The organism is Streptomyces sp. NPDC006207 (assembly GCF_040613835.1).
Lineage (GTDB): Bacteria > Actinomycetota > Actinomycetes > Streptomycetales > Streptomycetaceae > Actinacidiphila.
In genome coordinates, this window is record NZ_JBEXSX010000006.1 from 122,664 (window position 1) to 135,260 (window position 12,597).

Sequence of the window (12,597 nt, forward strand, 5' to 3'; positions counted from 1 at the left end):
CGGGCGCGGAGCGGCGCGGACGCAGGCGCGGCCGCCCCGGGCCGCCGCCGGTGGCGTCCACCGCGACGGAGCCGGGGCCGGTGGTCGGAGGCGCCGCCATGTCAGCGCACGCCCTGCCGCTGCGCGATCTGCTTGGCCTGGGCCACGGCGTCCTTCCAGGCGTCGTCCGCCTTCTTGCCCTTGGTCTCGACGTTGGTCAGCTCGGTCTTGTACGTCGCCATCAGGGCCGCGTCCGCCGGGGCCTCGTACGCCTCCGGGATCGCCTTGGCGGCCGGCCCGAAGACGTCGATGGTCTTCTGGCCGCCGAAGTACGGATCGCCGGCGGTCATCTGCGGCATCGCGTACGCCGCGGGGGCGGCCGGGAAGATCGCGGCGTCGGCGAAGCCGCGGGCGTCGTTGGCGGGGCTCAGCAGCCAGCTCACGACCTTGAAGGCCTGCTCGGGGTTGCGGCACTGGAGGGGCAGCGCCAGGAACGAGCCGCCGAGGTTGGACGGGCCGCCCGGCATCGGGGCCACGCGCCACTTGCCCTTGGAGTCGGGCGCGGCGGAGGAGATGTCCAGGGCGTGCCAGGCGGCGCCGAGTTCGGTCGCGAGCGTGCCCTTGGCGATGGCCGCGTTCCAGCTGTTGTCGTTGATCTTGGCGTCGAGCCCGAGCCCGTACGGCCGCACGGCCAGGTCCCAGGCGGCACGGATGTGGTCCTGGTCGCCGACGAAGTGGTTGCCGGTGTCGATGAAGCGCTGCGTGCCCTGGCCGACGGCGATGTCGAAGACCGCGCTCGCGCTGTTGATCAGCGACGCCGACGGCACCGCCTTGCGCAGTTCCCGGCCCGCGGCCAGCCAGTCGTCCCAGGTCTTGATCTGCGCCGCGACCTGCTCCGGCTCGGAGGGCAGCCCGGCCTGCTCGAAGAAGTCCGCGCGGTAGAACATCGCGGTGGGGCCGATGTCGATCGGGAAGCCGATCTGCCGGCCGTCCTCGCTGCGCGCCAGCTTGCTCTTCCACTCCAGGTACTGCGGGGCCACGTCCTTGAAGCCCAGGTCGTTGAGGTCCAGGAAGCGGTTGGCGTTGGGCAGGAAGGAGGCCATGTCCTCGCCCTTGATGCCGGTGATGTCGGGCACGGACTGGCCGCCGGTCAGCGTCGTGAGCAGCTTCTGCTTGAAGTCGCCGCCTATCTGCGCGGACTTCAGGGTCACTTCGGTGAAGTGCGCCTCGGCGTCCTTGACAACCTTGTCACTCAGCCCGCCGCCCCAGTACCAGAGCGTGAGGTTCTTGCCGTTCCTGGTGCCGCCCGTTCCGCCGCCACCGCACGCGGCGGTGAGGCCGGCGGCCGCGGCGGTGAGCACGGTTGCCTGCAGGAATCGTCTGCGGGAAAGGTCCACGGGGTTCTCCTACTGCTCGGGCTGATCGGCGTGGTGCGGGCCGGCGGCGGTCGTCGCGGCGGCCGGCACGGTGTGGTCGAGGAAGGCGTACGCGGAGCGCAGGTCGTCGTTGCCGGGGGAGTCGCGCACGGACCGCCACCAGCGGGCGACGGCGGCCACGTCCGGTGCGGCGGCGGCGCCACCGATCCGCCGCACGGACAGCGCGGCGACGAGGTTGGCGAAGCGGAGCCGGTCGGCGAGGGGGCGGCCCGCCAGGGTGGCGGCGACCAGCCCGGCCCCGAAGACGTCGCCGGCGCCGGTGGTGTCGACGGCGTCCACCGGCAGACCGGCCACCGACACGCTCTCGCCCGTCGTGGAGTCCACCGCCAGCGCGCCCCCGGCGCCGTCGGTGACCACGGCGAGCGGCACGAGGTCGGCCAGCCGGGACAACGCCGCCCGCGGGGTGCCGGTGCGGGTGTAGGCCATCGCCTCCTCGGCGTTGGGCATGAAGGCGTGGCACAGGGCGAGCTGTTCCAGCACCGCCGGGCTCCAGCGCTCCGAGGGGTCCCAGCCGACGTCGGCGAAGACCAGGGTGCCCGCCGCGTGCGCGCGCCCCACCCACTCCAGCGGCTCGGCGCCGATGTGGGCGATCGCGGCCCGGCTCGCCGGCGGTTCGCCGATCATCGCGTCCGGGCCGAGCGGCGGCTCCTGGCCGTGGGTGACCAGCGCCCGGTCGCCGTCGTACGCGAGCGAGACGGTCACCGGGGTCGGCCACCCGGCGAAGCGGCGCGAGCGGGAGAGGTCGACGCCCTCGGTCACGGACAGCTCGTGCCACAGGTGCGTGCCGAGCAGGTCCTCACCGAAGGCCGCGGACAGCGACGTGCGCAGCCCCAGCCTGCTCAGCGCGACCGCGAAGTTGGCGATCCCGCCGGGCGACGTGCCCATGCCCTTGGTCCACACCTCGGCGCCCGGGGTGGGAGCCGAGGGGAGCCCGGTGAAACCCAGGTCGAAGAAGAGCAGCCCTGACAGGAAGACATCGGCTGCCTCCTCCCGGGTGCTGCGGGCGTGCGTCGACCGCGGCATTGCGACCTACCTCTCCAGGGGCACCGGCGCGGGGCGCCCGGTGCTTCGTGTCCCCCCGGTCCAGGCCCGGACAGGGGGACGCCCCGGCCTGAAGTAGGCAAGAGCTTGCATGCTGTGCAGTGGTTTGACAAGGGTCAATCACAAACCTGCTCGACTTTGATTGACTTTGCAGAGAGCCCGGGTAGGGTTCGTGCCATGCTCCCCGACCGACGACATGAGCTGATCCTCCGTGCGCTGCGGGCGGACGGCCCCACCTCGGTGACCGTGCTGGCCGAGCGGATCGGCGCCAGCCAGGCCACGATCCGCCGCGACCTCATCCAGCTCGAGGACGAGGGCCTGCTGAAGCGTGTCTACGGCGGCGCGGTCCCGCTGACCGGCGAGGACGACCCGTTCCCGGACGTCGCCGCCGTCCGCGTCGAGGCCAAGGACGCCATCGCCGTCCGGTGCGCCGAGATCATCAAGGACGGCGAGACCGTGCTGCTGGACATCGGGACCACCGCACTGCGGGTCGCCCGGCACCTGCGCGGCCGCTCGCTCACGGTGATCACCAGCAACCTCGCGGTCTACGAGGAGCTGCAGGACGAGAAGGACGTCCAGCTGGTGCTGCTCGGCGGGGTCGTGCGCCGCGAGTACCGCTCCCTGGTCGGCTTCCTCACCGAGGACAACCTGCGCCAGGTCCGGGCCGACCGGCTGGTCCTGGGCACCAGCGGCATCCGCCCGGGCGGGCAGATACTGGACACGACCGCCGTGGAGGTGCCCGTCAAAAGGGCCATGATCGCGGCGAGCGACCAGGTGGTGCTCGCGGCGGACGCCGGGAAGTTCCCCGGCACCGGCATGGCCCGCGTGTGCGGGCCCGAGGACATCGACGTCGTGGTGACCAACGCCCCGGCGGACGCGACGACCCGGACCTCGCTGCGCGAGGCGGGGGTGGAGGTGGTCGAGGTATGAGGCTCACGATTCTCGGTGGTGGCGGCTTCCGCGTCCCGCTGGTCTACCGCGCCCTGCTGGAGGACCGTGCGGCGGGCCGCGTCACCCACGTGACCCTGCACGACCTGGACCCCGGACGCCTGGACGCCATCGTCCGGGTGCTGCGGCAGCAGGCGCAGGGACACCCCGACGCGCCCGGGGTCACCGTCACCACCGACCTCGACGAGGCCGTCACCGGCGCCGACTTCGTCTTCTCCGCGATCCGCGTCGGCGGTCTCGCCGGACGCGTCGTCGACGAGCGCGTCGCCCTCGACGAGGGCGTCCTCGGCCAGGAGACGGTCGGACCCGGCGGCATCGCGTACGGGCTGCGCACCATCCCCGTCGCCGTCGACATCGCCCGCCGCATCGCGCGGCTCGCGCCCGACGCCTGGGTCATCAACTTCACCAACCCCGCCGGCATGGTCACCGAGGCCATGTCCCACCACCTCGGCGACCGCGTCATCGGCATCTGCGACTCGCCCGTCGGCCTCGGCAGGAGGGTGGCGCGCGCCCTGGGCGTCGACGCCGGCCGCGCCTGGTTCGACTACGCGGGCCTGAACCACCTCGGCTGGCTGCGGGCGGTGCGCGTGGACGGCGTCGACCTGCTCCCGCGGCTGCTGGCCGACGAGGCGGCGCTCACCTCCTTCGAGGAGGGCAAGCTCTTCGGCGCCGACTGGCTGCGCACCCTCGGCTCGGTGCCCAACGAGTACCTGAACTACTACTACTCCAACCGCGAGACCGTCGCCGCCGCGCGCGACGCCGAGCACACCCGCGGCGCCTTCCTCCTGGAGCAGCAGCAGCGCTTCTACGAGACGATGCGCGCCCCGGGCACCGAGCCCTTCGCGGCCTGGGACGCCACCCGCCTGGAGCGCGAGACCACCTACGGCGCCGACGTACGGGAGGCCGCGGGAGCCGGCGAACGCGACTCGTGCGACCTGGAGTCCGGCGGCTACGAGAAGGTCGCCCTCGCCCTGATGCGGGCCATCGCCCTCGACGAGCGCACCACGCTCATCCTCAACGTCCGCAACCGCCGCGCCCTGGAGCCGCTCGACGCCGAGGCCGTCGTCGAGGTGCCCTGCCACGTGGACGCCAACGGCGCCCGCCCGATCGTCGGCGATCCGCTGCCGGGCCACGCCGTCGGCCTGGTCACCTCCGTCAAGGCCGTCGAGCGCGACGTCATCCGGGCCGCCACCACCGGCGAGCGCACCGCCGCCCTGCGCGCCTTCGCGCTCCACCCGCTCGTCGACTCCGTCGCCGTCGGCCGGCGTCTGCTCGACGGCTACCGCAAGCACGTACCCGACCTCGCCTACCTCCGGGACTGAGGGGACCAGCACCCATGCACGACGACCGCAAGCAGGTCGAGGCGCGCCTCGACCGCGTCCTCGAACAGCGCATCCGCCCCGCGGTGTACGCCGCGTCGGTGCCGCTGACGCTCACCGCGTGGCACGTGGACGGCGAACCGGTTCCGGTGGGCGAGGCGCTGGCCGCCGAGTACGTCCCCTTCGCGACCGGCGACCGCTGGGGCACCCCCTGGTCGACCAGCTGGATACGCGCCCGGGGCACCGTCCCCGCGGAATGGGCCGGCCGGCGCGTCGAGGCCGTCTTCGACCTCGGCTTCATCGGCGACTGGCCCGGCGGCCAGGCCGAGGCCCTGGTCCACGACGCGTCCGGCACCCCGGTCAAGGGCATCGAGCCGCGCAACCAGTACGTGCCCGTCGCGAACCCCGCGGCCGGCGGTGAACCGGTGGAGCTGCTGCTGGAGGCCGCCGCCAACCCCGACATCCTGGCCAAGGGGTTCCTGCCGACCCCGCTCGGCGACCGGCTCACCGCGCCCGCGGAACCGCTGTACACGATGGCCCGCGCGGACCTCGCCGTGCTCGACGAGGACGTGTGGCACCTGGTCCTGGACATCGAGGTCGCGGGCGAGCTGATGCGTGAGCTGTCCACGGCCGAGCCGCGCCGCCACGAACTGCTGCGCGCCCTGGAGCGGATGCTCGACGCCCTCGACATCGCGGACGTCGCCGGCACCGCCGCCGCGGCCCGCGCGGAACTCGCCGGGGCGCTGTCCCGGCCCGCCCACGCCAGCGCCCATACGCTGTCCGCGGTCGGCCACGCCCACATCGACAGCGCGTGGCTGTGGCCGCTGCGTGAGACCAAGCGCAAGACCGCCCGCACCTTCTCCAACGTCACCGCGCTCGCCGCCGACTACCCGGAGCTGGTCTTCGCCTGCTCCCAGGCCCAGCAGTACGCCTGGGTCAAGGAGCGCAACCCCGAGGTGTACCGGCGCATGCAGGAGGCGGCGAAGGCCGGCAACTGGGTGCCGGTCGGCGGCATGTGGGTGGAGGCCGACGGCAACCTGCCGGGCGGCGAGGCGATGGCCCGCCAGCTGATCCACGGCAAGCGCTTCTTCGCCGAGGAGTTCGGCGTCGAGTGCCGGGGGGTGTGGCTGCCCGACTCCTTCGGCTACACCGGCGCCTACCCGCAGATCGCCCGGCTGGCCGGGATGGAGTGGTTCCTCACGCAGAAGATCTCGTGGAACCAGACGAACAAGATGCCGCACCACACCTTCTGGTGGGAGGGCATCGACGGCACCCGGATCTTCACGCACTTCCCGCCCGTCGACACCTACAACGCGGTGTTCTCCGGCGAGGAGATGGCCCACGCCGTGCGCAACTACGCGGACAAGGGCGGCGGCACGCGTTCCCTGGTCCCCTTCGGGCACGGCGACGGCGGGGGCGGCCCGACCCGCGAGATGCTGGAGAAGGCCCGGCGCCTGCGCGACCTGGAGGGCTCGGCCAAGGTCGTCGTCCAGGACCCGGACACCTTCTTCCGCGAGGCCCGGGCGGAGTACGAGGACGCCCCGGTGTGGTCCGGCGAGCTCTACCTGGAGCTGCACCGTGCCACATACACCAGCCAGGCCCGCACCAAGTCCGGCAACCGGCGCGGCGAGCACCTGCTGCGCGAGGCCGAGCTGTGGGCCGCCACGGCCGCGCTGCGCGACCCTTCGTACGCGTACCCGTACGAGGACCTCGACCGGCTGTGGAAGACGGTCCTGCTCCACCAGTTCCACGACATCCTGCCCGGCTCCTCCATCGCCTGGGTGCACCGCGAGGCCGAGGCGACCTACGCCCGGCTGAAGGAGGAGCTGGAGGCGATCACCGCCACCGCCGCCGCGGTGGTGGCCGGCGACCCCGGCACCGGGCCGTCGGCGCCGTGGGTGTTCAACACCTCACCGCGGGCCCGGGCGGAGGTCGTCGCGGTGCCGGCGGCGCCGGACGGAACCGGAGGCCAGCCGCTCGCCGACGGCCGGGTAGCGGTCTTCGCCGAGCTGCCGGCCTCCGGGGCGGGGCCGGTCGTGGCGGGTGAGCCGGGCGGCAAGGTGACCGTCACCGGCCGTGTCCTGGACAACGGGCTGGTCCGCGTCGAACTCGACGACGACGGGCTGCTCACCTCGGTGTTCGACCTGACCGCGGGCCGCGAGGTGCTGGCCCCCGGCGCGCGCGGCAACCTGCTGCGGCTCCACACCGACCTGCCCAACCAGTGGGACGCCTGGGACATCGACCGGCACTACCGTCGCCAGTACACCGACCTGACGGCCGCCGACGCGATCACCGTCGTGGAGGAGGGCCCGCTTGTGGGCGCCATCCGCGTCGAGCGGTCCTTCGGGGGCTCCCGCCTCGCGCAGACCGTACGGCTGCGCGCGGGCAGCCCGCGGATCGACTTCGAGACGGAGATCGACTGGCACGAGAGCGAGAAGATCCTCAAGGCGGCCTTCCCGCTGGACGTGCACGCCGACCGGAGCGCCGCCGAGATCCAGTTCGGGCACGTCTTCCGGCCCACGCACACCAACACCAGTTGGGACGCGGCCCGTTTCGAGGTCTTCTGCCACCGCTGGGTGCACGTCGCCGAGCCCGGGTACGGCGTGGCCGTGCTCAACGACTCGACCTACGGCCACGATGTCGGCCGCACCTCCCGCGAGGACGGCGGCACCACCACGACGCTGCGGCTCAGCCTGGTCCGGGCGCCCCGCGTGCCCGACCCGCACGCCGACCAGGGCACGCACCGCATGACGTACGCGCTGCTGCCCGGCGCGGCCGTGGAGGACGCCGTGGCGGGCGGCTACGAGCTCAACCTGCCGCTGCGCGTCACCGCCGGTGCCCCGGGCGGCGGGCCGGTCGCGCCCCTGGTGACCCTCGACGGCACGCGGGCCGCGATCGAGGCGGTCAAGCTCGCCGACGACCGGTCCGGCGACGTGGTCGTCCGGCTGTACGAGTCGCTCGGCGGGCGCGCCGCGACCACCCTGAGCGCCTCGTTCCCGGTGGAGCGGGTGCAGGTGACCGACCTGCTGGAACGCCCGCTGGAGGGGGAGAGCGCGCAACTCGGGCCCGACGGAGGGATCCGGGTGTCCCTGCGGCCGTTCCAGATCCTCACCCTGCGACTCACGCCGCGCGCGTAGCCGCCCCACCACCCGGAACGGTCCGGCCACCGGCCACCGGCCCGACCGTTCCGGGTCGTCCGGGGCGCGCGCACCACGCCGCCCCGGAGACGTACCGCCCGGCCGTCACCCCGTGCCGTCGCAGCGGACCCCCGTCCCCCCCCGGCGCCGATCGCGCCGCACCGCGGGCCCCGGCCCGCGGCCGCCGGGCCACCTCCGGCGACGCCGCCCCGGTCCTCGTCCCCACGCGGCCCGCCGTCACCGCGCCCCACCGCGAACCGACCGCTCCCGGGAGGGAAGCCCCATGCAGGACCGCCGCCCCGCAAGCGCAGAGCCCGCCGTTCCGATCGACCCGTGGGACGCCCCCGAGCTGACCGGATGGCGCCGGCTCCCCATGCACGCCGTCGTCCGCCCCGACGCGCCCCGCGTAGCGCTGGACGGGCGCTGGCGCTTCCAGCTGCTGCCCACCCCGCGCACCCCCCTCGCCGGCCGCTGGGCGCAGACGGACGTGCCCGGCTGCTGGACCGTCCAGGACTTCGAGGACATCCACGGCGTGCGCGACCTGCCGCAGTACACCAACGTGACGATGCCCTTCCCCGACCTGCCACCCTCACCGCCGTCCGGACGCAACCCGACCGGGGTGTACGAGCGGGAGGCCGACGTGCCCGCCGACTGGGCGGGGCGGCGGGTGGTGCTCCACGTCGGGGCCGCCGAGAGCGTGCTGATCGCGCACGTCAACGGCACCGCCGTCGGGGTGGGCAAGGACTCCCACCTCGCCTCGGAGTTCGACGTCACGCACGCGGTGCGCCCCGGGGAGCGCAACACCGTGCGCCTGACGGTCGTCAAGTGGTCCGACGCGACCTTCCTGGAGGACCAGGACCAGTGGTGGCACGGCGGCATCACCCGCTCCATCCACCTCTACGCCACCGACCCGCTCCACCTGGCGGACGTGGGGATCACGGCCGTGCCCGGCGGCACCCTCGACGTCGCGGTCCGGGTCCGCAGCGGGGAGGGCGCCCTCCCGGCGGGCTGGAGCGTGTCAGGACTGCTGTGCACCCCGGACGGCATCCTGCGGCTCCCCGCCGACGAGGCCTTCGCGCGGGCCAACGTCGCGAGCGAGCGCGTCTCGGACTTCCTCGGCGAGGCCCGCATCCGGGCCACGGTGCCCGGTGTCCGGCCGTGGACCGCCGAGACGCCGCACCTGTACGACCTGACCGTGCGGCTGCACCGGGCGGACGGCAGCGTGGCCGACGAGTCGCGCCACCGCGTCGGGTTCCGTCGCGTGGAGATCTCCGGGGCCGACCTGCTGGTCAACGGCGTCCGGGTCTACTTCCGCGGGGTCAACCGGCACGACTTCCACCCCCTGACCGGGCGCGTGGTCGACGCCGAGGAGATGCGGGCCGACCTGTGCCTGCTGAAGCGGCACGGCTTCAACGCGGTGCGCACCGCGCACTACCCGCCCGACCCGGCCCTGCTCTCCCTCGCCGACGAACTCGGCCTGTACGTCGTGGACGAGGCCGACATCGAGACCCACGACCACGCCCACGAACTGGCCGACGACCCGCGCTACCTGGGGGCGTTCACCGACCGGGTGGCCCGGATGGTGCTGCGCGACCGCAACCACCCCAGTGTCGTGGTCTGGTCGCTGGGCAACGAGAGCGATCACGGCGCCCACCACGACGCCGCCGCGGCCTGGGTGCGGCGCACCGACCCGACCCGGCCCGTGCAGTACGAGGGCGCGATCAAGGACGCCTGGGAGGAGGCGCAGTCCGCGAGCGACATCATCTGCCCGATGTACGCCTCCATCGAGGAGATCACGGCCGGCCCGCACTCCAAGCCGCTCATCCTGTGCGAGTACTCGCACGCCATGGGCAACAGCAACGGCTCCCTGGCCGACTACTGGCGGGCCATCGAGTCCACCCCGGGCCTGCAGGGCGGCTTCGTCTGGGAGTTCCGGGACCACGGCATCCTCCAGCGGCTCACCGGGGAGGGGGCCGGCCGCCCGGCAGGGCCCGACGCCCCTGCCGACGCGTACGCCGACGGGGTGACCGCCCCCGGTTACCGCTGGGCCTACGGCGGCGACTTCGGGGACACGCCGCACGACGGGGCCTTCTGCGCCGACGGCCTGGTCCTGCCCGACCGGACGCCCAAGCCCGCGATGGCCGAGCACCGCGAGATCGCCGCCCCGCTGCGGCTGGAGCTCACCCCCGACCGCCGCGAGGCGCGGATCACCAACCGGCAGCACTTCGCGGACCTGGCGTGGCTGAGCGCGCGATGGCACATCGGCGACTCCGGCACCGCCCCTGCCCGGCTCCCGGACCTCGCGCCCGGGGAGAGCGCGGTGGTGCCGCTGCCCACCAGCCTGCTGCCGCACGGCGACTCGCACCTGACGCTGCGCGTCACGACGGCGCAGGACCTGCCGTGGGCGCCGCGCGGCACGCTCGTGTGCGCCCCGCAGGTGGTGCTCGCCGAGGACCACCGGGACCTGCTCACCCGGGCGGGCGCCGTGCTCGCCGGTGACGGGGCCGGGGCCGTGGAGCTCGACGACGCCGGACTGCTCCGGCATCCGCTGCTCACCGCGCCGCCCGTGCTGACGCTGTGGCGGGCCCCCACCGACAACGACGAGTGGGGCGGCATCGCCGCTCGCTGGCGCGCCTGGGGCCTGCACGCCCTGGAACGCACCCTGGTGTCGGTCGGCAGGGAGGGCGCGAGCGTGGTGGTGCGCTCGGCGTACGCGACGGACGGCGCGGGCACCGTCGGCCACGAGCAGGTCCTCACGCCGCTGCCGAACGGAGGGCTGCTCGTCGACGAGACCGCGGTGCTGCCGGATGCGCTGGCCGACCTGCCACGGGTCGGCACCGTCTTCGAGACGTTGGCGGGGCTCGACACCCTGGAATGGTTCGGGCGGGGCCCCGGTGAGACGTACCCCGACCGGTGCGCGGGTGCGACCGTGGGGGTCCACCGGTCGGACGTGGACGCGCTGTTCACGCCGTACCTGAGGCCGCAGGAGAGCGGCGGGCGGCACGACGTGCGGCGCTTCACCCTCACCGGGGCCGCGACCGCGCCGGGGATCGCCGTCCACCTGGACGTGCCGCGCCAGGTGAGCGTCACGCGCTACCGCGCCGCGGACCTCACGGCCGCCGCCCACCACGACGAACTCGTGCCGCGCGCCGCGTGCGTGGTCCATCTGGACGCCGCCCACCGCGGGGTCGGCACCGCCTCCTGCGGCCCCGACACCCTGCCGGTGTACCGGGTGGGCCCGGGTACCCACCGCTGGTCCTGGACGCTGCAGCCGCTCTGACGGGCGGTCAACACGCCGCGTGGAGCGGGGACTTCCGAATTGGTGCAGACCATTGACCCCATTGGTCTAGTCCTTCTAGGGTGTCCCCGCATCCACGCGCGCTCACGACCGCTTCCTCACCAGAGGTGACTCCATGCCCAGACAGCAGGGATCACGGTTCCGCAGAACGCTGGTCGGCCTCGTCGCCGCCGGCACGGCGCTGCTCACCGCGAGCCTGGTCACCGGCCCCGCCGCGGCCCAGCCCGCGCCCGCGGCGGCGTCCCACGGCCACGGCCACCACGCCCCGCACACCACGGGAGCCACGTCGAAAGTCGTCGGCTACTTCATCGACTGGGGCGTCTACGCCCGCGACTACCACGTCAAGAACATCGTCACCTCGGGCGCGGCCTCGCGGCTCACCCACATCAACTACGCCTTCGGCAACGTGAGCGACGGCAAGTGCGCCGTCGGCGACGAGTGGGCCGACTACCAGAAGCCCTACGACGCGGCCGGCAGCGTCGACGGCGTCGCCGACGGCACCGCGGACGGCGCGCTGCACGGGAACTTCAACCAACTGCGCAAGCTCAAGAAGCAGTACCCGGACATCAAGATCCTGTGGAGCTTCGGCGGCTGGACCTGGTCGCCCGGCTTCAGCCAGGCCGCGGCCGACCCGAAGGCCTTCGCCGACTCCTGCTACGACCTCGTCGAGGACCCGCGCTGGGCCGACGTCTTCGACGGCATCGACATCGACTGGGAGTACCCGAACGCCTGCGGCATGTCCTGCGACACCAGCGGCCCGACCGCGTACACGGACCTGATGGCCGCGGTACGCCACCGCTTCGGCAAGAAGAACCTGGTCACCGCCGCCATCACCGCCGACGCCTCGGACGGCGGCAAGATCGACGCCGCCGACTACGCGGGCGCCGCGAAGTACGTCGACTGGTACAACCCGATGACCTACGACTACTTCGGCACCTGGTCGGCCACCGGCCCGACCGCCCCCCACTCGCCGCTCACCTCCTACCGCGGCATCCCGGAGAAGACCTCCAACGCGGCGGCGACCATCCGCAAGCTGCGTGGCCTCGGCATCCCGGCCCGCAAGCTCCTGTTGGGCCTCGGCTTCTACGGCCGCGGCTGGACCGGTGTGACGCGGACGGCGCCCGGCGGCGACGCCACCGGCCCCGCCCCCGGCACCTGGGAGGCGGGCAGCGAGGACTACAAGGTGCTCAAGACCCGCTGCCCGGCCACGCGCGTGGTCGCCGGCACCGCGTACGCCCGCTGCGGCGACGAGTGGTGGAGCTACGACACGCCGCTCACCCTCCGCGGCAAGGCGGCCTGGGTGAAGTCGCAGGGCCTCGGCGGCGCCTTCTTCTGGGAACTGAGCGGGGACACCACCAACGGTGAGCTGATCAACGCGCTCGGCCGCGGTCTGCGCTGATCCCACCGCACGTACGCCGGGAGGCCCGGCCGCCACGGGG

The 12,597-nt window shown here is 73.7% G+C and carries 7 protein-coding genes; 5 read left to right on the plus strand and 2 right to left on the minus strand.

The annotated features are described in order from the left end of the window. Positions 1-101: 101 nt before the first annotated feature. Both ABZ312_RS06655 and ABZ312_RS06660 read right to left on the minus strand, forming a co-directional pair. A complete protein-coding gene (locus tag ABZ312_RS06655; protein ID WP_500436656.1) occupies positions 102-1,376 on the minus strand; it encodes an extracellular solute-binding protein in 1,275 nt (424 codons plus the stop codon). Between the two features lie 9 nt (positions 1,377-1,385). Next, entirely contained in the window at positions 1,386-2,438 is a 1,053-nt protein-coding gene (locus ABZ312_RS06660) for a carbohydrate kinase family protein (protein ID WP_500325066.1), read from the minus strand. Between the two features lie 195 nt (positions 2,439-2,633). On the opposite strand from ABZ312_RS06660, the gene ABZ312_RS06665 reads away from it, so the two are divergent. The 5 genes from ABZ312_RS06665 to ABZ312_RS06685 all read left to right on the plus strand — a co-directional run bounded on the left by ABZ312_RS06665 (position 2,634) and on the right by ABZ312_RS06685 (position 12,557). Further along, complete coding sequence (locus ABZ312_RS06665) at positions 2,634-3,386, plus strand: DeoR/GlpR family DNA-binding transcription regulator (RefSeq protein ID WP_500325064.1); 753 nt, start codon at positions 2,634-2,636, stop codon at positions 3,384-3,386. Beyond that, positions 3,383-4,726, plus strand: coding sequence for a 6-phospho-beta-glucosidase (locus ABZ312_RS06670; RefSeq protein ID WP_500325063.1), 1,344 nt, complete (start codon positions 3,383-3,385; stop codon positions 4,724-4,726). The genes ABZ312_RS06665 and ABZ312_RS06670 overlap by 4 nt, the downstream gene beginning before the upstream one ends. Before the next feature lie 14 nt (positions 4,727-4,740). Continuing rightward, complete coding sequence (locus tag ABZ312_RS06675; protein ID WP_500357920.1) at positions 4,741-7,860, plus strand: alpha-mannosidase; 3,120 nt, start codon at positions 4,741-4,743, stop codon at positions 7,858-7,860. Between the two features lie 283 nt (positions 7,861-8,143). Continuing rightward, entirely contained in the window at positions 8,144-11,140 is a 2,997-nt protein-coding gene (locus ABZ312_RS06680) for a glycoside hydrolase family 2 TIM barrel-domain containing protein (protein WP_500436658.1), read from the plus strand. Positions 11,141-11,273: 133 nt separating this feature from the next. Then, a complete protein-coding gene (locus ABZ312_RS06685) occupies positions 11,274-12,557 on the plus strand; it encodes a glycoside hydrolase family 18 protein (RefSeq protein WP_500325057.1) in 1,284 nt (427 codons plus the stop codon). Positions 12,558-12,597 lie beyond the last annotated feature (40 nt).

What these genes read in the sequence shown, in the direction of transcription:
- ABZ312_RS06660 (WP_500325066.1), bottom strand. Translation starts at nt 2,438, where the DNA reads ATGCCGCGGTCGACGCACGCCCGCAGCACCCGGGAGGAGGCAGCCGAT.
- ABZ312_RS06665 (WP_500325064.1), top strand. Translation starts at nt 2,634, where the DNA reads ATGCTCCCCGACCGACGACATGAGCTGATCCTCCGTGCGCTGCGGGCG.
- ABZ312_RS06670 (WP_500325063.1), top strand. Translation starts at nt 3,383, where the DNA reads ATGAGGCTCACGATTCTCGGTGGTGGCGGCTTCCGCGTCCCGCTGGTC.
- ABZ312_RS06675 (WP_500357920.1), top strand. Translation starts at nt 4,741, where the DNA reads ATGCACGACGACCGCAAGCAGGTCGAGGCGCGCCTCGACCGCGTCCTC.
- ABZ312_RS06680 (WP_500436658.1), top strand. Translation starts at nt 8,144, where the DNA reads ATGCAGGACCGCCGCCCCGCAAGCGCAGAGCCCGCCGTTCCGATCGAC.
- ABZ312_RS06685 (WP_500325057.1), top strand. Translation starts at nt 11,274, where the DNA reads ATGCCCAGACAGCAGGGATCACGGTTCCGCAGAACGCTGGTCGGCCTC.